This window comes from Vibrio sp. Vb339 (assembly GCF_902751245.1).
GTDB classification, from domain to species: domain Bacteria; phylum Pseudomonadota; class Gammaproteobacteria; order Enterobacterales; family Vibrionaceae; genus Vibrio; species Vibrio coralliirubri.
Genome location: NZ_CADDIS010000001.1, coordinates 866,422 through 889,645 on the forward strand (window position 1 = coordinate 866,422; position 23,224 = coordinate 889,645).

Sequence of the window (23,224 nt, forward strand, 5' to 3'; positions counted from 1 at the left end):
TACCTGCTTTAAACTGAGATCTTAAGCGATCTCAATCTTCTCAGCTTGGTTCTGCTCTACCATTGATAGTGCTAGCGCTTCTGCAGCCTTAATGCCATCGATACCAGCAGACAGGATACCGCCTGCGTAGCCTGCACCTTCACCAGCGGGGAAGAAGCCCTTAAGGTTGATGCTTTGGAAGTCTTTGCCACGTTTGATGCATACAGGAGAAGACGTACGAGTTTCAACACCGGTTAGTAGGCCGTCTGGCGTAGAGAAACCTTTGATCTTCTTCTCGAACGCTGGGATTGCTTCACGAATCGCTTCGATAGCGAAATCAGGCAGCGCTTTTGAAATATCAGTCAGGTGGATACCTGGCGTGAACGACGGTTGTACTTCGCCGATTGCACTTGGGTCGCGACCTTTCAAGAAGTCACCGATTTTCTGAGCTGGTGCATCGTAGTTTTCACCACCAAGAACATAAGCGCCGCTTTCTAGTTCACGCTGTAAACGAATACCAGCCAATGCATCACCTGGGTAATCACGTTCTGGGTCGATACCTACAACGATTGCGCTGTTTGCGTTACGCTCTGCACGAGAGTATTGGCTCATGCCGTTCGTTACTACGCGGCCTTCTTCAGACGTTGCCGCTACTACAGTACCGCCTGGGCACATACAGAAGCTGTATACAGTGCGGCCATTCTTACAGTGGTGAACCAGTTTGTAGTCCGCAGCACCTAGGATTGGGTTGCCTGCGTTCTTACCGAAACGAGCTTCATCGATCATTGATTGCTTGTGTTCGATACGGAAACCAACAGAGAAAGGCTTCGCTTCCATGTAAACGCCACGATCGTACAGCATTTCAAACGTGTCACGAGCACTGTGGCCAACAGCCAATACCACGTGACGAGATTTGATTTCTTCACCGTTAGAAAGCGTTAGGCCTGTGATTTGGCCATCTTCCATATGAACGTCATCAACACGAGTGCTGAAACGGATTTCGCCGCCGAGTTCAATGATAGAAGCGCGCATCTTTTCAATCATGGTAACCAGTTTAAAGGTACCGATGTGTGGCTTACTTACGTATAGAATTTCTTCTGGTGCACCCGCTGCAACGAACTCTTCAATTACTTTACGGCCGTAGTGTTTTGGATCTTTAACTTGGCTGTATAGCTTACCGTCCGAGAATGTACCTGCGCCGCCTTCACCAAACTGCACGTTTGATTCAGTGTTCAGCGTACGCTTACGCCAGAAACCAAAGGTATCTTTCGTACGCTCACGAACTTCTTTACCACGCTCAACGATGATTGGGTTGAAACCCATTTGAGCAAGCACTAGGCCAGCGAATAGACCACATGGGCCAAAACCGATAACCACAGGGCGCTCAGTTTGGTTCTCAACCGCTTTAGCAACAAACTTGTACTCCATATCAGGAGTCACTTTTACGTGCGGGTCGCTAATGAATTGTTCTAACAACTCAGCTTCGTTTTCAACGAGAACGTCAAGCGTGTAGATAAGTAAGATCTTTGATTTCTTACGAGCATCGTAGCCACGTTTAAAGATATTAAAAGAGAGTACCTGATCAGAGTTAATACCAAGTTTCGCTTCAATAGCGTCTTGAATCGCAGACTCTTCATGGTCTAGTGGGAGTTTAATTTCGGTTAAACGTATCATTTCGATGTCTCGTTTTTTATAGGTGTCTTAGCTAGATCGTATTCTTAATACAGAGTTTGATGAAAACGCTGATGCTCAAAGAAGCGATAAGCTCACAATGGCGCGCATTTTACGAGAAATTGATTTATCTGTCATACTAATTTGGAAACATGGAGCAAATAGACACGATATTAGAGCCGTATGATGTTGAATTTTGCTTTGGGATGAGTATTATCCCCATTCTTCAATTTTGACTAACTTATAGAGCAGAGCATCATGGCATTTGTCGTAGGCGATAATTGTATTCAATGTAAATACACAGACTGTGTGGCAGTGTGCCCCGCAGATGCGTTCCATGAAGGCCCAAATTTCATGGTAATCAACCCAATCGAATGTATTGATTGTGGCTTGTGTGTACCTGAATGTGATGCTCAAGCGATCTTCCAAGAAGATGAGCTGCCAGAAGATCAAAAGATCTTTATCGAAGTGAACGCAGAGCTTGCTGAGATTTGGCCTGTGCAAACGGAAGTAAAAGCACCAATGGATGACGCTGAAAAGTGGAATGGTGTCGCTGATAAATTGGCAATGTTAGAAAAGTAATTGTTGAAAAGAACTCAAATAAAAAGGCGTACTGATTTAATCAATACGCCTTTTTTAATATCTGAACACTGTCGATTGGCTAGTTAGCTTAGAGGTCTAGCTATGCTGACGACGCATGTTGTCGAGGATGATACCTGTCGCCATCGCCACATTTAATGACTCTGCGCCACCGAATGCTGGAATCGTAATCTTATCCGTCACGTATTTAGCCGCGTGTTCACGGATGCCGTGAGACTCACTGCCCATCAACAAAATGCCGTTAGCAGTAAACTCAGTCTTATGAACACTTTCGCCTTCTAAGAAAGCACCGTAAACAGGCAGGTTCGCTTGCTCTAAGTAAGCGGGTAAGTCAGTTTGGCTTACGTGAACTCGGCCAAAACTGCCCATAGTCGCGCTGATCGTTTTAGGGTTGTATGGGTCTGCGCAATCACTGCTCGCAACGATATGCTTGATGCCATACCAGTCCGCTACGCGAATAATCGTACCTAGGTTGCCAGGGTCTGAAACGCCATCAAGTGCAATCATCAACCCAGTTGCTTCTGGTAATTCAAACGTTGGGATCTCAACAACTGCAATCGCGGCGTTGTTGCTTACCAAAGTGCTCGCTTTGGTTAGATCATCCAGTGAGGCTTCAACACAATCAAACTCAATCAGTGAAGCATGATTTTCAGATAAGAAATCAGCGGTAGCAAAGACGTTCTTCACGACTAAGTCACTATTGAACAGCTCAAGAACGTTCTTTTCACCTTGAACTAGAAACAGGCCGTGGGCTTTACGTTGTTTCTTTTGGCCCAAAGCACGAAGGAGTTTTAATTGGTTTTTTGAAATCATGTTTTTATCCTAGATATAAGCCCGCGCATTATAGAGCAAAGGTTGGCGAACCAAAAGCGTGATGACTCAATGCGATCTACATAAAAAGCAAAAGCAACTCACTTAAAAAAGAAAAGCGCACTAAATAGCGCGCTCTTATGGGATTACTTACCTAAGTTAAGCTGAACTGACAGCCTAATACGGAGCCGGGTAGCGTTTAAATACTGTGTTGATATCAGTCAGGATCTCTTCTGATAACGGTTTACTGAAAGCGGCTACGTTCTCTTTTAGCTGCTCCATGGTGGTTGCACCAATGATGGTGGACGTCACCCCATCAACTTGATTACACCAAGCTAATGCCAGTTGGCTTGGAGTGAAACCGTGAGCATTCGCGACTTCAACATAGCCTTTAACCGCTTCGTTGGCAGATTCAGTGTCACGGAAAATGCCTTTACGTTGCATGTAAGTCCAACGGCTGCCTTCCGGTCTTGCGCCATCAATGTACTTTCCACTCAACATGCCTGCAGCTAAAGGTGACCATGGCAGGTAAGCGACATCTTCATGCACACAGTTCTCAATCAGATATGGCCAGTCTTTTGCGTGCAGCAAGCTAAATTCATTCTGAATCGAAACCATACGTGGCAAATCGTGTTTCTCGCTCAGCTTGAGGTATGTGTTAATGCCCCAAGTAGAATCATCTGAAAGCCCGACATGGCGAATTTTACCCGCCTTAATGCAGGTTGCCAGTGCTTGTAGGATTTCCAACATCTCAGCTTCATGTTGCTTTCGGTCAATATCACTGAATCGAATGTGATTCGGAAAATGCTTACCAAAGTGAGGCGTTGTGCGATTTGGCCAATGAAGTTGGTAAAGGTCGATATAGTCTGTTTGTAGGCGTTTTAATGATGCGTCGACGGCTGCGATCACAGCTTCACCGGTTATCGGTCCACCATCTCGAACCCAAGGAAGTCCAGGTCCGGCAATTTTGCTCGCGATGATCAACTCTTGGCGACGCTGTGGGTTACGCGATAACCAGTTACCAATGATTGCTTCTGTTTTGCCGTAGGTATCTGGAGAAGGTGGAACCGAGTACATCTCTGCGGTATCGATAAAGTTAATACCTTGGCTTAATGCGTATTCGATCTGTTGGTCTGCTTGTTGTTGCGTATTTTGTAGCCCCCAAGTCATGCTGCCAAGACAGATACGGGAAACGGGAATTTGACTACTTCCTAGCTTTGAATATTCCATTGAATTCGGGGTTCCTGTGGTTAGGTTCTCTGGTGCTCGCATTATAGTTTTGAAAAGAGGGCGAGTGAGGAATGAAAACGAATATGAATTATTAGCATAAAATGACACGATAAGGTATGGCATCGGGGAGTTTAGTGAGTCATTTCTCAGCGCTGCAAGCTAGCGTGTGCAATGCGTGAAAATACATTCGCGAGAGACTATGAGACAAACGGTGAGCGAGAAGTGAAGAACAACAAGCAATGAGTGAAGGTTTAATGTTCAGTTTTTTGGGAGTGGGGGATAGGAGAACAGATCAAAAAGAAAAAAAGCTCTACAGGATAGAGCGTAGAGCTTTTTTATAGGGGTCTTGATAGTGCTAGGTATTCATTGAGTTACGAGGTCGCGTTTGTGTCTAACCCACCCTGGGTTTGCGCCTGTCTTAGAGCTTCCTGCCTTTGAACTTCTTTCTCAGTTAGTACTGGTTGAAGCGTTTCCTCAGAGGCTTGAGGAGAGAAAATGAAATATTTATTAATCGTCATAACTGTGTCTCCGTGTAACGTATGACAGATTCTGCATCAAGGATAAATTGTGATCATCATCCACTTTGTACTTTTGTTAGGCTGAGAGCGAAGGGCGTAGAATGCGTACAAAGCGATCTCTTATCATCCGTATGCAATGTTGAACTGACGAAACCCTCTGTTTTCAAGTATAGGAAGCGCATCTAATTTCGCACAATAATGATTTAGAGCAATTACATACATGGTCAGGGGCGTAAGATGAAAACCCTCGCTACTGACTCTGTGCTCGTATTTATTTAACGATGTATCACTTATCGACATAATAATTAAGTCAGTAAATCAATTACTTAATCCATGGTGAGATGAATTATGGAAAAGCTTGTAGAACGTTTTCTGAATTACGTTACTTTTGATACCAAATCCGATCCTTCTAATCAGCAATGCCCAAGTTCACCGGGTCAAATTACCTTTGCTGAAGCCTTAAAGTTAGAATTGGTGGCATTAGACTTAGTTGATGTGTCTTTAGATGATAATGGATACTTGATGGCGAAACTGCCGTCGAATGTCGATTATCCAGTGCCTGCGATTGGCTTTGTGGCTCACATGGATACCGCTCCTGACGCATCAGGTGCCAACGTGAAACCACAAGTGATTAAAGATTACCGAGGTGGAACGATTGAATTAGGTGACAGTGGCGAGAGCTTAAACCCAAGCCAGTACCCAGATCTTGATTCTTTACATGGTCACGACCTGATTACGACTGACGGTACGACTTTACTTGGTGCCGACAACAAAGCAGGCATCGCTGAAATAATCAGTGTAATTGCTTACCTAAAAGCGAATCCAGACATCAAACACGGTGACATCTGCATTGGTTTCACGCCGGATGAAGAGATTGGCCGCGGTGCGAACCTGTTTGACGTTGAAAAGTTTGGCGCCGAGTGGGCGTACACTATCGATGGTGGCCCAGTTGGGGAGTTGGAATTTGAGAACTTCAATGCCACGAGCGCTGATGTTATCTGTCATGGCGTGAACGTTCACCCGGGTACCGCAAAAGGTAAAATGGTGAACTCGATGAACATTGCCGCGCAATTCCAATTGATGATGCCTGCGCAAGAAACACCTGAGTGCACAGAAGGTTATGAAGGCTTCTACCACCTGAAATCGGCGGAAATGGGTGTGGCTCGCTCTGAACTGGGATACATCATCCGTGATTTTGAACGTGAGGGTGTAGAAGCGCGGAAGGCATTCATGCAACAGAAAGTCGATGAGCTGAATGAACGTCTTGAGAAAGGCCGTGTTGAGCTGGTGCTAACCGATAGCTACTTCAACATGAAAGAGATGGTTGAACCGCATCAACATATTATTGAATTAGCGAAGCAAGCGATGATTGAGTGCGATGTTGAGCCAATGATCAAGCCTATCCGAGGTGGTACAGACGGTGCTCGTTTATCTTTCATGGGGCTACCATGTCCGAATATCTTTACTGGTGGCTACAACTTCCACGGTATTCATGAGTTCATTACCATTCAAGGCATGGAGCAAGCGGTAAAAGTGATTGTTGAATTGTCTCAACGTACAGCGACGCATTACCAAAAATAGAACATCAGAGCGTTATATCTCTTTGTATTTTTGAGAGTATTCAATAATACTCTCTTTAAGCATAAGGGAGTACGCGATGAAAAAGTTAGTTTTACTTTGCACCCACTTAGCCGTGGGTGCTTTTGGTTTTGGGCTGGGTGTCTACGCATTACCTATCTTGATTGAGCCAGATTCTCCTTCTTCAAGTTCTGTTGAAGCGATCAGTGAGCAGGCTATCTACACGGGTGAGTTCACTAAAGATCGACAAGACAGTGACTTCTTGCACTGGGGAGAAGGCATCATTTCAGTGTCTGAAAGTGCGATCGCTTTTGAAGGTGAATTGTCGCCGGGACCTGATTACAAGGTTTACCTTTCACCTAAGTTCATTGAAACCGAGCAAGCTTTCAATGACAGCAAGAATGAGTTGCTGAGAGTCGGAGATGTAAAAACATTCGACCGCTTTATGGTTGAGCTTCCCGAAGGTACTGATCTTAATCGGTTTAATACGGTTGTGATTTGGTGTGAAACTTTTGGTCAATTTATTACTTCTGCCAAGATAAAATGATAGCCTTAGCTTGGCTAATACCAGAATGAAATCGAGCGCTCAACAATTGAGCGCTTTTTCATAGCGAAGTCTCCGCTAATCGTGAAAATGCTAATTGTTGTAAAGCTCGTCGTTATAAAGCTAAAGGAATAAGTAATGGAAAAGTTGTGGCAAGTAATTGATTTTCTACTCGCTCATAAGTTTATTTTTAGTGCGTTGATTATCACTATTATATTAATCATTCGCCGAATCACCTTATCTCAAATAAGAGGTGATGTTGCTTTCCTTAGCGAAGACCAACGTAACTGGATGTCACGAACCAAAAACGGCACATTCGCGATTATTGTTGTAACGTTATTTGTGTTGTGGAAATCCGAAATCAGCGAGTTTGCGCTGTCAGTAACGGCCATTGCTGTTGCTATAGTCGTCGCATCTAAAGAGATCATTTTGTGTTTCACCGGTTCTATTCAACGTGCGAGTTCTCGTTCATTTAGAATCGGCGACTGGATCGAAGTGGGTAAAATCAGCGGTGAGGTGATTGAACACAATTTGATGGCGACTGTGATTCAAGAAATCGATTTGTATCATGGGCAATATCATTTCACTGGCAAGACAGCCACGCTGCCTAATAGCATGTTCTTCACTTACCCGGTTAAGAACCTCAACTTCATGAAGCGTTATGTTTATCATAACTTTTTCGTGACGGTGAAAGACTTTGTAAACCTATACCCTATGCTGCCGGGTCTTATTGTGAAAATTGAAGAGCACTGTGAAGAGTTTATCGATGTTGCCCGCCGTTACAACGGTGTGATTGAAAAGCACGCCGGTGTTGACCTTCCGGGTTCTGAGCCTCACATCCATATCACAAGCAGTTCGACAGGTGAGCAAGAAGTGCACTTTATGATCTTCTGTCCGACCGAAAAAGCGATTCATTTAGAGCAAGATATTCGTAAAGACTTTATGGAAGCGTACGCGGAAGCATTCCCAACAAGCGCTTAGTTTGCTCATCCGTTTACAGTGACCAAGCTATAGCCTCTAAACTATAGCGTCCAAACATAAGAAAGCCGAGAGCGATACTATCGACTCTCGGCTTTTTTGTTCTTGCTATCTATTAGTTTAGTCTAGATCAGCGAGTGGTAACCAATCCACTTGTACACCAGCTTGCTCAAACATATCTTGGCTAACTTTAATCTTGTCGCCCCAGCGAGAAAGGAAATCTTCACTTTGCTCTGGGCAATGTACTGCTGAAATACCTGTTTGGATGATTTTTGCTGCACAGTTTGGACAAGGGAAATGCGTCACCCAGATCTCACAACTGTCCAAATCACGCTTGGCGAATAAGATCGCATTTTCTTCAGCGTGAAGTGTCTTGAGGTACTTCATCTCTCTGTCATCAGTATCCGCACTATCAGACACGCCATGTGGGTAGCCATTAAAACCAACGGAAACAATACGGTTGTGCTTAGTGATTACGGCGCCGACTTGAGTTGAAGGATCTTTACTCCAAGAACCGACCAATTCCGCCATTTGATAGAAACGTTTAGCCCATTTTGAAATCATGAAAATTCCTTAACAATTAAATGTGAATGCTTATCTGCCTGACAATACATTATGTTAGACAATATCCATAGAGAACAAAAGCTGAGAGATTGATTTACTTAGGAATTGTAGCGTGTTTGTAATTACTTTATAAGCACTTGGTTTCAATTAACATATTGATACACTTTAGCTAGTTATAATTGATATTCCTCGGACAATGGTAACGAGTGTGTTACGTAAATTTTATGCTGTTCAAATACTAATAAGTGACGGTATAACCATGCGTAAAAAGTTGATCCTTACGGCTCTTGCAAGCTCTCTTATTCTTGCTGGATGTGGGCAAGATGCTCAAAATGCCAAGCAAGCGCCTCTACCTCTCGTAGCTGTACAGGATGTTAGCGTTGTTTCTCACCAGCAAAGTAAGTCGTATATCGGTCGTATTGAAGCCGTTGAAGACACGGCTATCACAGCGCAAGTTTCGGGCTATCTACAAAGCCGTCATTTCAATGAAGGCCAAATGGTTGAAAAGGGTCAATTGCTTTACTCGATTGAACCTTCTTCGTTTGAAGCCGAAGTAGCAAGTGCAAAAGCGTCTGTTGCTCAAGCGAACGCGAACCTTAAAAAAGCTGAGCTTGATTTTAATCGTGGTAAAAATCTACTCCCGAAAGGCAGTATCTCTCAATCTGAATTTGATGCATTAACCGCAAACTTGTTAGGTTCTCAAGCACAGCTTGAAGCAAGCCAAGCACAGCTAAATGCTGCGAATGTTCAGCTTTCTCATACCAAAATCATCGCGCCGTTCTCTGGCCGTATTAGCGATACCAATGTGAGCACGGGTGATCTGGTTTCACCGTCTTCAGGTGTATTGACTACGTTGGTTAGCCTAGACCCAATCCACGCATCGTTCAGCATCAGTGAGCGTGAGCGTATTGAGCTGGGTATGGACCGCATCGAAGGCGATGGCAGCAGCGACTCTGCAGGTGTTGAAGTTCAGATCATGCTTGAGAACGGTGAAGCGTTCGAACACCTAGGTCAGCTTGACTTCTTAGGCAACCGTATAAACCTCAATACTGGTACGATCGCGATGCGTGCGATTGCCGATAACCCGAATCAGCAACTACTTCCAGGCCAACACGTTCGCGTTGATCTACGTGAGAAACAATCTATTGATGTTGTGACTATTCCTCGTCGCGCAGTGCAAACCGACCTCGAAGGTGACTTCGTGATGGTATTGGTTGAAAGCGAAGCTGAACCTGTTGCTGAGCGCAGAAACATCGAGATGGGCCGTCAGATTGAAGGTGGCGTGATTGTTCATTCTGGATTAGAGAAAAACGACGCGGTCATCACTCAAGGCCTACAGCGTGTGCGTAATGGCATGTCTGTTCGTATTCAAGCTTCTGCTGAACAAGCTGAGTAAGGGGGCTATTTATGTTAAGTCGTTTCTTTATTCAAAGGCCTAAGTTCGCCCTTGTTATATCCATAATCTTAACGCTGGCGGGTGCGATTTCTCTCGCTATATTGCCAGTGGCTGAATATCCAAAAATAAGCCCACCGTCGGTCAGTGTGTCGGCATTCTACACGGGCGCAAGTGCTGAAGTGGTGGAACAGGCGATAGCCGACCCCATAGAAACGTCGGTTAACGGCGTAGAAGATATGATCTACATGTCTTCTAAAAGTGCTAACGATGGTTCATACAACCTTAACGTGACCTTTGATGTTGGTACTGATCCAGATATGGCTCAGGTCAACGTTCAGAACCGAGTTGCTCAGATCGAATCGAAGCTTCCACAAGAAGTAAGAATGGTGGGTGTAACGGTTAAGAAGCGTTCTCCAGACCTGTTGATGGTATTGAACTTCTATTCGCCAAACGGTGAGTACAATGACCAATTCCTGATCAACTACGTGAACTTGAACATTAAAGATCAGCTGGCTCGTGTGAAGGGCATCAGTGAAGTTAACGTATTGGGTGGTGGTGAATACGCGATGCGTGTTTGGTTAGATCCTGAGAAAATGGCTAACCTCAATATAACCACCTCTGACGTGAATCGCGCCTTGGCTGAACAGAACGTTCAGGTAGCGGCTGGCCGTATTGGTGCAGCACCTTACGACAACGCACAAGAAGTGCAGTTCAACTTGGTAACCAAAGGCCGACTAGAAACGGCTGATGAGTTTGAAAATGTTGTGCTTCGCGCTAGCCAAGATGGTTCAACGGTTTACTTAAAAGATATCGCACGTGTTGAGCTTGGTAAAAAGTTCTACGACGGCAATGGTAAATACCGTGGTCAAGACGCTTCAATCGTAACGTTGTCACTTCAATCAGACGCTAACGCACTTGAAAGTGGTAAAGCGGTAATGGCGATGCTGGACAATCTAAGCAAAAACTTCCCTGAAGGCGTTGCTTATGAGGCGAGCTATGACACTACACTCTTCGTTGCTGAGTCGATTAAAGGCGTAGTCAAAACACTTATCGAAGCTATCTTGCTGGTTATTGCGGTAACGTACCTGTTCTTGGGTAGTGCGCGTGCAACCTTGATTCCTGTGGTTGCGATTCCGGTATCTTTGATTGGTACGTTTGCCATCATGCAGATGACGGGTTTCACCATCAACACGGTAACCCTGTTTGGTTTGATACTAGCGATTGGTATCGTAGTAGATGATGCGATCTTGGTTATCGAGAACGTTGATACCACGATGGCTAAAGACCCAACCATTTCGCCGCGTAAAGCAACGCTCATCGCGATGAAAGAAGTAACGGGTCCGATCATTACTTCTACATTGGTTCTGTTAGCAGTATTCATTCCAGTAGCGATGCTGCCAGGTATCACCGGCATCATGTATCGTCAGTTCGCTCTGACTATCTGTATTGCGGTTGTTATCTCTTCTATTAACGCACTAACGCTATCACCAGCATTGTGTTCATTGGTTCTTAAACAGGGCGGTGGTAACACAGCGCGTTGGTACCAAGCGTTTAACCGTGGTCTTGAATCCGTAACCAACAAGTACGGTCAAATTGCAGGCTTCCTTGTGAAAAAGGGTGTTCTACTGTTTACCTTCTTTGTTGTGGCACTAGCGGCGGTAACTTACTTCGCGAAAACTACGTCTACGGCATTTGTACCTCAAGAAGATAAAGGCATCTTGCTGGTTAACGTGCAGCTTCCTGACGCGGCATCACTGTCTCGTACAGAAGATGTGACTGAGCAATTGCTAGAGATGGTTGAGCAAGAGCCGGGTGTTGATGGCGTAACACTGGTTAATGGCTATGCATTCATGACGGGCGCTTCTGCTTCGAATGGCGCGTCGCTATTTATCAAACTGCATGATTGGGATATGCGTAACGCACTGGACGGTCAACATTCAGCGCAAGCTATCTCACAACGTATTAACGGTCGAGCAGCAACAGAATTGCCTCAAGCGATTGTATTTGCAATGGGACCTCCAGCAGTACCGGGTATGGGTGCAGCTTCTGGTTTTGAGTTCGTTCTTGAAGATACATTAGGTCGTAGCCGTACTGATCTCGCGATGGTTATGAATGACGTGATTGCTGAGGCCGCTAAACAGCCTGAGATTTCACATACATTCAGTACCTTCCGTGCCAATGTACCGCACTACTATGTCGACATTGACCGTGAGAAAGCGCAGCAACTTGGTATTCCGTTGTCGGAAATCTTCCAAACACTACAAGGTAACCTAGGTTCTCTGTATGTGAATGATTTCACTATGTTTGGTAAGAACTTCCGCGTAACCATGCAAGCTGACAGTGAACACCGTAGCAGCATGGACGACCTACAACGATTCCACGTTCGTTCGTCTAATGGCGAGATGATCCCGTTAAGCACATTGGTGACTTACGACCAGATCTTCGAACCAGATGTAGCATGGCGTTACAACATGTACCGCAGTGCCGTGATTCAAGGTCAACCTGCAGAAGGTTACTCAAGTGGTGATGCGATTGCGGCAATGGAACGCGTAGCTGCAGAAGTATTGCCTCAGGGTTATCAGTACGAATGGACAGGCATGGCTTACCAAGAAGTACTAGCAGGTAACCAAGCGATCTTTGCTTTCGCACTGGCTCTGATCTTCATCTATTTGTTTATGGTGGCTCAATACGAGAGTTGGACAATACCGATTGCGATTATCCTCGTGGTACCTGTCGCAACCTTAGGCTCCTTCTTAGCATTGAATCTAACGGGCACACCGTTGAACCTATATGCACAGATTGGTTTGGTTCTCTTGATAGCCTTGGCCGCGAAGAACGCAATCTTGATTGTGGAATTCGCAAAGGTTGAGCGTGAAGAGAAAGACGCACCGATTGAAGATGCGGCGGTGAAGGGCGGTACGTTACGTTTCCGTGCTGTGAACATGACGTCTTGGTCGTTCATCTTAGGTATCTTCCCGCTTATCTTTGCTGCGGGCGCAGGTCACGTGAGTCAGAACTCTTTGGGTATTTCACTGATCGGCGGCCTGTTATGTGTGTTACTGGCGGGTACGTTCCTAATCCCTGGCTTCTACGCATTCGTGCAACGTAAGCGTGAGAAAGCACACGGTGGTAATACCAAGCTGGTTCCGCTTGATGACGAATAGGGGATTGAGTGTCTTGTAAGATTCGTCTCTTACAAGACCAACCCTTGGGAAATTAATTCCTTGTAAAAACTAAGGCTTAGCATTGCGCTAAGCCTTTTTTTATTCCACTGATGAATAAAAACGCCTTTTATATAAGCAAAAGTTTGTTATGTGATAGAGCTAACACTCTAATTTGGGTTTTGTAATAAAATGATGTTTTATTGGTAAGTGTATGTTTAATATGATTTTAACAAGGTTCAGCTAACGGTTGTATGCTCGAAAACATTTGCACAATAGTGTGAAGTGTTTCAAAATTACGAAGTTATATTGAAATTTTTTGTGCATTGAGGTTCTTATGAAAGTCATTGATTTATTTAAACACCGAGGCGATAGCATGTCTTCGCAACACTCAGAGTTTATGCAATGGATGTCTCCAGCTCTTAGAGATTACTGGGGCGACTTTCTTAATCGTACGCAAAATAGTCATTTCTTTGCGTGGGTTCGTGATCACCACAAACCTGCTGTCAATGAAGATGCACCAGAGATGCCGGTTGAACAGCCGATCTTACTTAAGCCAGAAGCACAACTTGTGTTTGATGAGCTTAGTCAACAGATCGGTGAAGTCATCCATACTGGCGACTGGATCAATGTAAGTCAAGACCGTATTAACCAGTTCGGCCTTGTTACTGAAGATATGCAGTGGATTCACACTGAGCCTGAAAAAGCGGAAACAGACTCTCCGTTCAAAACAACCATCGCACATGGTTTTTTAACTTTATCTCTGCTTCCTCGATTGACTGACAGTGTTGACCCTGACAAGTCTCAATTCCCAACAGCGAAGATGGTCGTAAACATTGGTCTTAACCAAGTACGTTTCCCATACCCTGTTAAATCGGGCAGTAACGTTCGTGCTAAGAGTACGCTAACAAAAGTAACACCAATCAAGAAAGGCCTAGAGATTGAACGCGAAATTCGCGTAGAAATCGAAGGTATTCGTCGTCCTGGCGCTGTGATCGTTTCCGTGATTCAACTTCACTTCTAAACGAACTCTATAGATTCCAAAAAAAAGAGAGAGCTTAATGCTCTCTCTTTTTTTTCATAAGATAAAACTCACTCACTTATTTAATGCGAGTGTAGCCGTACTCTTCGATAAGGTCTTGCCCTTGCTTTGACTTCACGAACTTGATGAAGTCTTTGCTCTCGTCAGAAACTGAGTCTGTCTTGTGCAGCAACAAGAATGGGCGAGCCAATTCATAGCTGTGGTTAGCAATGTTCTTAGATGTTGGCTCTACGCCTTCAAATGTAATTGCTTTAATCGAACGGTCGATCGAACCAACAGAGATAAAACCAATCGCGTGCGGGTTATGGTTAACAATCGTTTTAACCATGCTGTTGCTGTTTACAACCAAGTTATTTGGGTTGATGTCAGACACTAGACGGTCATTAATGATTTTCGTTAAACCAAGCAAGCTTTCGAAGCTGTAGCGGGAACCAGAAGACGCTTCGCGAGTGACAACTGCGATAGGCTGATCTGCGCCACCCACAGCTTTCCAGTTCGTGATTTTGCCTTTGTAGATATCGAACAGCTGCTCACGTGTAACGTTGCTTACAGCGTTTGAGCGGTTAGTTACGACAGCTAGGCCGTCAAAGGCAATTGGAAATACCTTCAACTTCTCGTCTTGTTCGCGGTCGGTTAAATAACGCGAACTCATACCGATGTCAGAGACACCTTTATTAACCATGGTAATACCTGCTGTAGAACCAATGCCCTGAACCGCAATATAGTTATCAGGGTGAGTCTTGTTGTACTCCTCAGCTAATACATCCATCACTCGTGATACTGAAGTGGAGCCCGAAATGGTGGTTTCTTGTGCAAAAGCAGCATGAGAAGACAGGGCTAAGGATAAAAGAGAGGCAAGCGCGACTCGTAACATAAACAACTCCTAGTTAATAACATTTGTCGCATATGATAGGTCGGTTATATGACACTTTTGTGAAATTCCATACGCTCGATGCATAGCTGTTTGATTGATGAGTGATAGCTTTTGGGGTTTTCGAAAGCAGGATTCGTTTCTGGGAGCAGGGCGGGTATTTTGTTTGCGCTTGTTCGCTAAAATGTTTGTTGAGTCCTAAGCTAAGTAGAGGAATTCACTACTTAGAAGTTTCTATGAAGTTACAAGGGGTGTTATGTCCGTCATTCATATCGAACTGAATCGTCTTTTAATTGGGGCTGAGAGGCTCTGTACATCTCGAAATCGCAGTTTACCTGTCGAGCTAGGCAAATCCCTATATGAAGAGTGTGAGGGGGGTGTGCTGTTTTCTCAGGCGCATTATCTGCTCGACTCATCTCATAGCGATTATACAAACGAGATCGCCTGTGTAACTTTTGATGAGTCGTTATCTTGTTGGTTAGTGATGGTGCCACTTGAAGGGGATGTCGAATCCGACTCTGTGAATTGGGGACCTTATCCGTACCTGCCTAAATCGAAGGATCTTGATGCTATTTTGGCGGAAATAGAAAAAGACCCTAAATCGTACTTCTGGTCATAGTCTCTCTGTTTTCACGTTTGCTGGTGGCCTGTTATCAAAGCTAAACCCCTGAACCCCAAAGCTGAATCAATGAGTTTCAAAACTCAACCACTGAATCCCAAAGCCAAATGATCTCATCCCACACCCAAGTGGCTTAATATTGAAGCCACTTGGTTTACACCCGTTCCCAACTAAGACGTTCACATCAATCTATCGCTTTGTTTAAACTTGCGGCTTTACGCTTTGCAGTTGTGCTTGTGCCACTAGCGATCGGAAGTCTTTTGGTGTTTTTCCGTGATACGTTTTAAAGGCTGTACTGAAGTGAGCGGCACTTTTAAAACCGGACTCATACGCGATTTGAGTGATCGACTTATCCGATGTTCTTAGCTGAGTGGCCGCATGAGCAATACGTTTTATCTTTAATAAGTTTGAGAACGACAGATCTTCAGCCGATAAGCGACGTTTAAGCGTAGCCGGTGACATTCCCATGTAATTGGCGAGCGTATCCAAAGAGATATTGTTTTCAATGTTTTGCTCGATGTAATGAATGACTCTTTGGGTCACGGTTAACCTTGAAGCTCGAGCAATAATAGCCAATAGAGCAGGGTACTGTTCCACCATCAAAGACAGCAAACTTAAACCTAATTGAGTGAGTGCGTAGTCATTCTGAGAAGAAGAGTTGGCGAGTGACATGATGAGATCTTTCAACTGACAGAGCTCAGTATCCGTTTGATTGAACTTAATGTACTTGTCTGGGATTCGAGCGGACTCTAAATCGCTGAACTGATTAATGAACTTCTGAAAGATAGCCAAATCAAAATCTAAGCAGGTTGCACTGAATTCGCCATTTTCAGTGTTAACCGTGATGTCTTTAATCTGACCAGAATTGTAAAGGGTGAAATCTCCGGCTTGCAACGAGGCTTGAGTACCATTGGGTAACACAAAAGAAATGCTGCCTTTCGATACCATAAAGATACCGTTTTTAGAGGCAGGATAACGTTCTCGTCTCCTGGGAATGAAGTTTCTGAACTGAGTAACTGTGATTGATGACATAGTGAGCTTCTTTGACGTTGTAAATTGATTGCTTATTGATTGTTTTTTTTAAGTATTGTTTAAGCATGAGACATTTACAAAAAAGGCGCTAATAATTAGCGCCTTTAGAAGTGAACCTTTGAAGCTTTTGACCTTGAAAGCCGTAGCTGTTAAAGCCTTTAAGCTTCGGTTTCGTTTGTCGTTTCAGGCTCGCTAGGCAAGTCCGCAAATACTTGAGTAGGTTTTGCTACTAAGTTACGGTTTTCCTGATTAACTTCTGAGAGAACTACTTCTAAAACGTCTCCCAGTTTGTATACCATTTCTTTATCGATAGATACAGTACCCATATCACCGTTGCACTCTATTCTTTCTTTATTATTAAGAATGAGAGATCCAGGGATAAATGCAGCAGCACCATTTTCAAGTAAACGTACACGCATACCTGCACGGTTAATATCGAAAATCTCAGCTTGGAAACGAGTTTCTTCTGCTGGAGCATTGGCTAGAGTGCGAGCATACAACCAATCGCCAACATTACGCTCAGCCATGCCGTGGTGACGGCGGTGCAGAGCAAGTTCATCACCAATGGTTTCATCTGGTGTTTGAATTGGCGCTTTACCTAGGATGTGTGCTTTCAGCATACGGTGGTTAATCATGTCGCCATATTTACGAATTGGAGAAGTCCAAGTTGCGTAAATATCTAAACCCATCACGTAGTGCGGTGCAGGCTCATTGCTGATCTCGCTGTACGCTTGGAATTTACGAATACGGTTGTCGTAGTAGCTGTTGTCTAAAGAACCTAACCAACGACGTAGAGTAGCAAAACCTTCTAGAGAAACGATTTGCTCTTCAGTGAACGGCGTTTCCGCTTGCGGGTTTACCAGTTCAAGAACGTCAGAGATTTTCTCAGCCTTGAAACCAGAGTGGCAGTTAAACACACCTTGGTTGAAGCTTTCTTTTAGTACTCGGCCCGCACAGATGTTCGCGCTGATCATTGATTCTTCAACCAGCTTGTTTGCGCTACGACGCATGTCTGCGTGGATAGCGACCACATCGTTATCTTCGCTCAGTTCAAAGCGGTAGTCAGGGCGATCTGGGAACACAACAGCGTTTGCTGAGCGCCATGCTGAACGTGCTTGAGCGAATTGGTGAAGATCAGAAACAATTGCAGCAATCTCTTCTGATGGTTGCCATTTCTCTGATGCACCTGTCTCTAGCCAGTCTGATACGTTGTCGTAAGCAAGACGAGCATGAGATTTGATGTTTGCAGCGAAGAAGTTAATGTCATCACCGATAACGCCATCTTTAGATACCGTTACTGTGCAGCAAAGTGCAGGGCGAACTTCGTTCTCGATCAGTGAACATAGGTTGTCAGCAAGATCACGAGGTAACATTGGGATGTTGCGACCAGGAAGGTAGATAGTGAAACCGCGCTCGCGAGCCACTTTATCCATCGCATCATCTGGAGAGATGTAAGCCGTTGGATCAGCAATTGCGATAGTCAGTTCAAAATCACCGTTCTCTTTCTTCTTCGCGTAAAGCGCATCATCCATATCTTTTGTGCTTTCGCCATCGATAGTCACAAAAGGGACGTGCGTCATGTCTACACGTTCAAGATCGGCGTCATCATTGATTAGCCAGTTGTCGATGCCTTCAGGTTCGCTGTTTGGTAGATCGTTTTGTGCCAGCGTTACCCACCAAGGTGCAATCTTGTCGTCAGCGTCGGTGATTTTCTCAGAGATCTGAGCCAAGAAGCCATTGTCACCTTTTAATGGGTGTTGAACGATATGAGCAACAACCCAGTCACCTTCTTTAAGCGTTTCAGGGTTTAGACCCTTCATTGCTTTCGCTTTAAGTTGCAGTTTTTTGAGCTGCGGGTGATCAGGAACAACGTTCAATCGGCCTTTGAAAAGCTTAACCCGCGCAATAAAGCGAGTAAGACCTTGTTCAACCAATTCCTCAGGCTCTGCTACTTCGCGCTCTTTCTCTGTGCGAATGATGGCAATCACCTTGTCACCGTGCACACATTTCTTCATGTATGGAGGTGGGATAAAGAAGCTTGTTTTGCTATCAACTTCGAGAAAACCAAAGCCTTTTTCAGTGGCTTTGATAGTACCTTCCTTTTTAGGGAGTGTTTCTTGGATTTGCTGCTTGAGCTGAGCGAGTAGAGGATTATCTTGAAACATTTGACTTTTATCTAACGAGAACAATTGAGCACACTATAATCATTGCGAGGCCCGATTACTACTTAAAGCCGAAGAGAGCGTAAATTAATTGCCCTCTTATTTAACTCTATCAATTTGGTCGAACTCTATCGCCCTGACGAGATATTCATCAAGTTTTGACGATATGATAGCCAGTATTGATAGAAAACCGAAAAATATGTGATGTATTTCAATTTTTTCTGGCTTTTTTTATGCATTTAGGGAATAATCCGCCTCCCTTAGACGTCCCTAATGGCTTGAAGTGTTTTATTACTGCTTCGTAACTCTGAATGGAATCAGTATCTGATTGGATCAGTATTGGAATTGATAGAGCTCCCGGGACCTTTTGTTTACTTATATATAGTGGGATCCCAATGTCCGAATCTGTAATTCAATTTAATGAATTAGCCCTAAACGATAACATTCTTTCAGCTCTTGATAGCATGGGTTTCGTTTCTCCGACTCCAATCCAAGCAGCAGCTATTCCTCTTCTTCTTGAAGGCCGTGACGCACTAGGTAAAGCACAGACTGGTACTGGTAAAACAGCAGCATTCTCTCTGCCTTTACTTAACAAAATCAACCTGAACCAACACAAACCACAAGCAATCATCATGGCTCCTACTCGTGAGCTAGCGATTCAAGTTGCTGCGGAAATCAAAAACCTTGGCCGTGATATCAAAGGTCTTAAAGTTATTGAAATCTACGGTGGTGCTTCAATTGTTGACCAAATGCGTGCTCTAAGCCGCGGTGCTCACATTGTTGTTGGTACTCCAGGTCGTGTTAAAGACTTACTAACTCGTGACCGTCTACACCTAGATGAAGCACACACATTTGTTCTTGATGAAGCAGATGAAATGCTGAAAATGGGCTTCGTAGATGACGTTACTTGGATCCTAGAGCAAGCTCCAGAATCTGCACAACGTGTACTTTTCTCTGCAACTATGCCTCCAATGGTTAAGACTATTGTTGACCGTTACCTACGTAACCCGGCTAAAGTTGACGTTGCTGGTACTAACCACACAGTTGATAAAGTAGCGCAGAACTTCTGGGTTGTTAAAGGCGTAGAAAAAGACGAAGCAATGTCTCGTCTTCTAGAAACTGAAGAAACTGACGCGTCAATCGTATTCGTACGTACTCGTCAAGACACTGAGCGTCTAGCTGATTGGCTATCTGCACGTGGCTTCAAAGCTGCTGCACTGCACGGTGATATTCCTCAGTCTCTACGTGAGCGTACTGTTGATCACATCAAACAAGGTGTTATCGACATCCTAGTTGCAACTGACGTTGTAGCTCGTGGTCTTGATGTTCCACGTATCACTCACGTATTCAACTACGACATCCCATTCGATGTTGAATCTTACATCCACCGTATTGGTCGTACTGGCCGTGCTGGACGTAAAGGTAAAGCGATCCTACTAGTTCGCACTAACCAAATTCGTATGCTTCGCACAATCGAGCGCGTAACTAAGTCTCAAATGGAAGAAATCCAACTTCCTCTACGTGACCAAGTTGCTGCTGCACGTGTTGCTAAGCTTGGCGCTGAACTTGAAACTGAGAAAGAAAGCAAAGCACTAGAAAACTTTGCAGGTCTTATCTCTACTCTTCAAGAGTCTCTAGAAGTTGATGCTGCTACTCTAGCTGCAATGCTTCTTAAGCGTCAGCAAGGTAAGAGCCCACTATTCTACGTTGGCGAAGACCCAATGATCGCTGCTATTGAGCGTGATAAGAACCGTCGCAAAGAGCGTCGTGAAGATCGTGACAACGGCCGTGACGGTGGTGGTCGCAACTTCAATACTCAAGATTGGGATACTTACCAACTACAAGTTGGCCGTGAGCAAGGCGTTCAGGTTAAAGACATCGTTGGCGCACTAGCAAACGAACTTGGCCTAACTAAAGGTTCTATCGGTGCTATCAAGCTAGACCAAGGTTCTACTTACGTTCAACTGCCAAAAGCAATGAACTCTGAAACTGCTGGTAAGCTAAGCAAACTTCGCATTCGTCAAAAAGAAGCTGGCGCTGTAGTTGTTGATTTCAATGACTTCCGTGAGCCTCGTCGTGGCGGCGGCGGTCGTGATGGCAACCGTGGTGGCAACCGTGGCGGTCGTGATGGTGGCGGCTACCGTGGTAACCGTGAAGGCGGCAACCGCGAAGGTGGTAACCGTGAAGGCGGTCGTGGTGGATACCGTGGCAACCGTGATGGTGCTCGCGATGGTAACTCTGCTGGCGGACGTGATGGCGAACGTCGTTTCGACCGTAACCGTGGTGGCGATCACCGTGGTAACTTCCGTGGCGAACGTGGCCATGGTAACGGCAATGGCGGTGGTAACCGTGGTCGTCGTCCAGAGCGCAACGAAGGTTAATCAACCTGTCGCTTAGACGCTTTAGTCTAGACACTGAATTTAAAAGCCGAGCGTAATGCTCGGCTTTTTTGTGCCTGCTATTTGAACTTAAGCTTTGGTTGGTTCGATATTCGTAGCCAGCTTACTTTAATCAAGCTTCGTCCCTGTAACTATGCTTCGTTCATGTAACTAGGCATCGCGCCTAGAACTAATGTTAGTGCCTAAACTTAGCTGTATCGCGTTCTAAGCCTATACTGAAAGAACGTGCTACAAGATGCTAAAACAAAGAGTGAAGGCTATCTAAGCGACGTTACAGTGCATCTATTTGTAGAGTTGTGCTCGAAGGCAATCAAATCACTACTTTCAATTCCAGTGAGCTTTTTGATGCAAACACTGAGCAATTGAGAAATCGAGCAAAAAGTTATCGGTAATGATAAGCAGACGAAAGGGAAGGGTGGTTGTTTTCTAAGCGGATTACCTGCATTTGTTCGAGTCGCTCTAATTAACTGAATCAAGTTAAAAATAACGTGAGCACTCGTTTGCGTCACCTGTTCATTAATTTTCTTATTCAACTATTTTTTAATTTCGCTCTCGAAATAAATAATTTGATGACTAAGATCAACTTAATTGTGTTCATTTAGTGATTTTTTCAAAACAAAAGTTGAAAGATTCAAAAATTATTGAATAATGGACTTAACTAAAATTGAAGTAAACACTTCATCCAATTCGTACTGAAACAGGATCCATATCCAATGTCTAATTCGTTTGTTCTGGTTATTAACTCGGGTAGTTCATCCCTAAAATTTGCTGTAATCGATTCTGTTTCTGGTGAAGCAGTATTAAGTGGCCTAGGGGAGTGTTTTGGTCTTGAAGATGCTCGTATGAGCTGGAAATATCAAGGCGAGAAAACTGAAATTGCCATTCAAGGCGAAGATAACCACCACAAAATTGCCATTGGCAAATTGGTTGGCTTGATGGAAGATCTAGGCTTCACTGCTGATATCGTGGCTATCGGTCACCGTATCGTTCACGGTGGTGAGAAGTTCACTCAAACCGTTCGTATTACTGAAGAAGTAACGAACGAAATTGAAAGCCTATCTGATCTAGCTCCGCTTCATAACCCTGCAGGTGCTGTCGGCATTCGTGCTGCGATTGAAGCCTTCCCTTCTCTACCTCAATTTGCTGTATTTGATACGGCTTTCCACCAAACAATGCCACAACGTGCATTCACTGGTGCAATCGCAAAAGAGCTATACACAGACTTCGGCGTACGTCGTTACGGTTTCCACGGTACGAGCCACTACTTCGTTAGCCGTGAAGCAGCGAAGATGGTTAACAAGCCTATCGAAAAATCTAGCTTTATCTCTGTTCACCTAGGTAACGGCGCATCTGTATGTGCCATCAAAGACGGTAACAGTGTTGATACTTCAATGGGCTTCACACCACTTTCTGGTCTAATGATGGGCACACGTTGTGGTGACCTAGACCCAGGCATCATCGAATACCTACTTAAGAAAGGCTGGTCACAAGAGCAAGTATTTAACTCTCTAAACAAGGAGTCTGGCTTCCTTGGCGTGTCTGGTCTTACGAGCGATGCTCGTGGCATCTTAGAAGCAATGGAAGAGGGCCACGAAGGCGCTAAGCTTGCGTTTGAGGTGTTTACTTACCGCGTAGCTAAATACGTTGCTTCTTACCTTGCAACGCTAGATTCTTTAGACGGCATCATCTTCACTGGTGGTATCGGCGAGAACTCTCTACCAATTCGTCGTGAAATCCTAAACAACCTTAAGATTCTTGGTTTTGTTGAAGATGTAGCAGGTAACGAATCTGCTCGCTTTGGCGCTGAAGGCATCATCGCTAAGTCTGAAATGTTAGACGCAGTAGCAATGGTTATCCCAACCAATGAAGAGTTGGTAATAGTACAGCAATCGTTAGAGTTACTGTAACTTATTATAATCTATAACTAAGGGCTGAACCTCGTAAGGGGTTCAGCCCTTTTTTTGCCTAGGCTAGAACGTTTTAAGGTAGGCTTATCTAAATAGGAATTAATTTGTAGTTAGTTTATGGCTATACGTAGTACAGTGTATTTTTTGTTGTAATAGTATTGCA

18 protein-coding genes are annotated in these 23,224 nt (G+C 44.4%); 10 read left to right on the plus strand and 8 right to left on the minus strand.

All coding sequences use genetic code 11. The features are described from left to right. Positions 1–21: 21 nt before the first annotated feature. Positions 22–1,653 carry an NAD(P)/FAD-dependent oxidoreductase gene (locus tag HRQ85_RS03865; RefSeq protein ID WP_048606003.1) on the minus strand — a complete coding sequence of 544 codons (1,632 nt, stop codon included), beginning with the start codon at positions 1,651–1,653 and terminating at the stop codon, positions 22–24. Positions 1,654–1,908: 255 nt separating this feature from the next. On the opposite strand from HRQ85_RS03865, the gene fdxA reads away from it, so the two are divergent. Then, the gene (fdxA, locus tag HRQ85_RS03870) at positions 1,909–2,232 is read left to right on the plus strand and encodes a ferredoxin FdxA (protein ID WP_010431058.1); all 324 of its coding nucleotides are present in this window, start codon (positions 1,909–1,911) and stop codon (positions 2,230–2,232) included. A 96-nt stretch (positions 2,233–2,328) separates the two neighbouring features. On the opposite strand, the gene HRQ85_RS03875 is transcribed toward fdxA, so the two are convergent. From HRQ85_RS03875 to HRQ85_RS03885, 3 genes are all read right to left on the minus strand, one after another. Beyond that, positions 2,329–3,063: an RNA methyltransferase gene (locus tag HRQ85_RS03875; protein ID WP_017067486.1), complete on the minus strand. Its 735-nt coding sequence runs from the start codon at positions 3,061–3,063 to the stop codon at positions 2,329–2,331. Between the two features lie 174 nt (positions 3,064–3,237). Then, positions 3,238–4,290 (minus strand): aldo/keto reductase, encoded by a 1,053-nt coding sequence (locus HRQ85_RS03880; RefSeq protein WP_172378756.1) that lies wholly within the window; start codon positions 4,288–4,290, stop codon positions 3,238–3,240. A gap of 371 nt (positions 4,291–4,661) precedes the next feature. After that, positions 4,662–4,808 carry a hypothetical protein gene (locus HRQ85_RS03885; protein WP_172378757.1) on the minus strand — a complete coding sequence of 49 codons (147 nt, stop codon included), beginning with the start codon at positions 4,806–4,808 and terminating at the stop codon, positions 4,662–4,664. A 348-nt stretch (positions 4,809–5,156) separates the two neighbouring features. Here HRQ85_RS03885 and pepT point away from each other — a divergent pair, with 348 nt between their 5' ends. The 3 genes from pepT (at position 5,157) to HRQ85_RS03900 (ending at position 7,911) form a co-directional block, all read left to right on the plus strand. Beyond that, positions 5,157–6,389 carry a peptidase T gene (gene pepT / locus HRQ85_RS03890; RefSeq protein ID WP_172378758.1) on the plus strand — a complete coding sequence of 411 codons (1,233 nt, stop codon included), beginning with the start codon at positions 5,157–5,159 and terminating at the stop codon, positions 6,387–6,389. A gap of 76 nt (positions 6,390–6,465) precedes the next feature. Then, positions 6,466–6,933: a DM13 domain-containing protein gene (locus HRQ85_RS03895; RefSeq protein WP_172378759.1), complete on the plus strand. Its 468-nt coding sequence runs from the start codon at positions 6,466–6,468 to the stop codon at positions 6,931–6,933. A gap of 135 nt (positions 6,934–7,068) precedes the next feature. Beyond that, a complete protein-coding gene (locus HRQ85_RS03900; RefSeq protein WP_019825095.1) occupies positions 7,069–7,911 on the plus strand; it encodes a mechanosensitive ion channel family protein in 843 nt (280 codons plus the stop codon). A 117-nt stretch (positions 7,912–8,028) separates the two neighbouring features. Here HRQ85_RS03900 and HRQ85_RS03905 read toward each other — a convergent pair whose 3' ends face one another. Further along, the gene (locus tag HRQ85_RS03905; RefSeq protein ID WP_004737813.1) at positions 8,029–8,472 is read right to left on the minus strand and encodes a dCMP deaminase family protein; all 444 of its coding nucleotides are present in this window, start codon (positions 8,470–8,472) and stop codon (positions 8,029–8,031) included. Positions 8,473–8,731: 259 nt separating this feature from the next. Between HRQ85_RS03905 and HRQ85_RS03910 the strand changes: the two genes are divergently transcribed. The 3 genes from HRQ85_RS03910 to HRQ85_RS03920 all read left to right on the plus strand — a co-directional run bounded on the left by HRQ85_RS03910 (position 8,732) and on the right by HRQ85_RS03920 (position 14,053). Continuing rightward, the gene (locus HRQ85_RS03910; protein WP_172378760.1) at positions 8,732–9,868 is read left to right on the plus strand and encodes an efflux RND transporter periplasmic adaptor subunit; all 1,137 of its coding nucleotides are present in this window, start codon (positions 8,732–8,734) and stop codon (positions 9,866–9,868) included. Positions 9,869–9,879: 11 nt separating this feature from the next. Continuing rightward, a complete protein-coding gene (locus HRQ85_RS03915; protein ID WP_050632928.1) occupies positions 9,880–13,032 on the plus strand; it encodes an efflux RND transporter permease subunit in 3,153 nt (1,050 codons plus the stop codon). Between the two features lie 334 nt (positions 13,033–13,366). After that, positions 13,367–14,053: a MaoC family dehydratase gene (locus HRQ85_RS03920; RefSeq protein WP_172378761.1), complete on the plus strand. Its 687-nt coding sequence runs from the start codon at positions 13,367–13,369 to the stop codon at positions 14,051–14,053. Between the two features lie 76 nt (positions 14,054–14,129). Here HRQ85_RS03920 and HRQ85_RS03925 read toward each other — a convergent pair whose 3' ends face one another. Continuing rightward, complete coding sequence (locus HRQ85_RS03925) at positions 14,130–14,945, minus strand: phosphate ABC transporter substrate-binding protein (protein ID WP_019826410.1); 816 nt, start codon at positions 14,943–14,945, stop codon at positions 14,130–14,132. Between the two features lie 253 nt (positions 14,946–15,198). Here HRQ85_RS03925 and HRQ85_RS03930 point away from each other — a divergent pair, with 253 nt between their 5' ends. Beyond that, the gene (locus HRQ85_RS03930) at positions 15,199–15,561 is read left to right on the plus strand and encodes a DUF3024 domain-containing protein (RefSeq protein WP_172378762.1); all 363 of its coding nucleotides are present in this window, start codon (positions 15,199–15,201) and stop codon (positions 15,559–15,561) included. A gap of 201 nt (positions 15,562–15,762) precedes the next feature. Here the strand turns inward: HRQ85_RS03930 and HRQ85_RS03935 are convergent, their stop codons facing one another. Both HRQ85_RS03935 and rnb read right to left on the minus strand, forming a co-directional pair. Beyond that, a complete protein-coding gene (locus tag HRQ85_RS03935) occupies positions 15,763–16,593 on the minus strand; it encodes a helix-turn-helix domain-containing protein (RefSeq protein WP_172378763.1) in 831 nt (276 codons plus the stop codon). A gap of 158 nt (positions 16,594–16,751) precedes the next feature. Beyond that, on the minus strand, positions 16,752–18,758 hold the full coding sequence (gene rnb / locus HRQ85_RS03940; RefSeq protein ID WP_172378764.1) for an exoribonuclease II: 2,007 nt from the start codon (positions 18,756–18,758) through the stop codon (positions 16,752–16,754). Positions 18,759–19,066: 308 nt separating this feature from the next. Here rnb and HRQ85_RS03945 point away from each other — a divergent pair, with 308 nt between their 5' ends. Together HRQ85_RS03945 and HRQ85_RS03950 are read left to right on the plus strand one after the other, a co-directional pair. Continuing rightward, positions 19,067–21,136: a DEAD/DEAH box helicase gene (locus HRQ85_RS03945; protein WP_080582207.1), complete on the plus strand. Its 2,070-nt coding sequence runs from the start codon at positions 19,067–19,069 to the stop codon at positions 21,134–21,136. Between the two features lie 731 nt (positions 21,137–21,867). Continuing rightward, positions 21,868–23,061 (plus strand): acetate/propionate family kinase, encoded by a 1,194-nt coding sequence (locus HRQ85_RS03950; RefSeq protein WP_172378765.1) that lies wholly within the window; start codon positions 21,868–21,870, stop codon positions 23,059–23,061. The last annotated feature ends 163 nt before the right edge of the window (positions 23,062–23,224 follow it).

Bases quoted from the DNA above. Each gene is read 5' to 3' on its own strand.
- HRQ85_RS03865 (WP_048606003.1), bottom strand. From the start codon at position 1,653: ATGATACGTTTAACCGAAATTAAACTCCCACTAGACCATGAAGAGTCT.
- fdxA (WP_010431058.1), top strand. From the start codon at position 1,909: ATGGCATTTGTCGTAGGCGATAATTGTATTCAATGTAAATACACAGAC.
- HRQ85_RS03875 (WP_017067486.1), bottom strand. From the start codon at position 3,063: ATGATTTCAAAAAACCAATTAAAACTCCTTCGTGCTTTGGGCCAAAAG.
- HRQ85_RS03880 (WP_172378756.1), bottom strand. From the start codon at position 4,290: ATGGAATATTCAAAGCTAGGAAGTAGTCAAATTCCCGTTTCCCGTATC.
- HRQ85_RS03885 (WP_172378757.1), bottom strand. From the start codon at position 4,808: ATGACGATTAATAAATATTTCATTTTCTCTCCTCAAGCCTCTGAGGAA.
- pepT (WP_172378758.1), top strand. From the start codon at position 5,157: ATGGAAAAGCTTGTAGAACGTTTTCTGAATTACGTTACTTTTGATACC.
- HRQ85_RS03895 (WP_172378759.1), top strand. From the start codon at position 6,466: ATGAAAAAGTTAGTTTTACTTTGCACCCACTTAGCCGTGGGTGCTTTT.
- HRQ85_RS03900 (WP_019825095.1), top strand. From the start codon at position 7,069: ATGGAAAAGTTGTGGCAAGTAATTGATTTTCTACTCGCTCATAAGTTT.
- HRQ85_RS03905 (WP_004737813.1), bottom strand. From the start codon at position 8,472: ATGATTTCAAAATGGGCTAAACGTTTCTATCAAATGGCGGAATTGGTC.
- HRQ85_RS03910 (WP_172378760.1), top strand. From the start codon at position 8,732: ATGCGTAAAAAGTTGATCCTTACGGCTCTTGCAAGCTCTCTTATTCTT.
- HRQ85_RS03915 (WP_050632928.1), top strand. From the start codon at position 9,880: ATGTTAAGTCGTTTCTTTATTCAAAGGCCTAAGTTCGCCCTTGTTATA.
- HRQ85_RS03920 (WP_172378761.1), top strand. From the start codon at position 13,367: ATGAAAGTCATTGATTTATTTAAACACCGAGGCGATAGCATGTCTTCG.
- HRQ85_RS03925 (WP_019826410.1), bottom strand. From the start codon at position 14,945: ATGTTACGAGTCGCGCTTGCCTCTCTTTTATCCTTAGCCCTGTCTTCT.
- HRQ85_RS03930 (WP_172378762.1), top strand. From the start codon at position 15,199: ATGTCCGTCATTCATATCGAACTGAATCGTCTTTTAATTGGGGCTGAG.
- HRQ85_RS03935 (WP_172378763.1), bottom strand. From the start codon at position 16,593: ATGTCATCAATCACAGTTACTCAGTTCAGAAACTTCATTCCCAGGAGA.
- rnb (WP_172378764.1), bottom strand. From the start codon at position 18,758: ATGTTTCAAGATAATCCTCTACTCGCTCAGCTCAAGCAGCAAATCCAA.
- HRQ85_RS03945 (WP_080582207.1), top strand. From the start codon at position 19,067: ATGGAATCAGTATCTGATTGGATCAGTATTGGAATTGATAGAGCTCCC.
- HRQ85_RS03950 (WP_172378765.1), top strand. From the start codon at position 21,868: ATGTCTAATTCGTTTGTTCTGGTTATTAACTCGGGTAGTTCATCCCTA.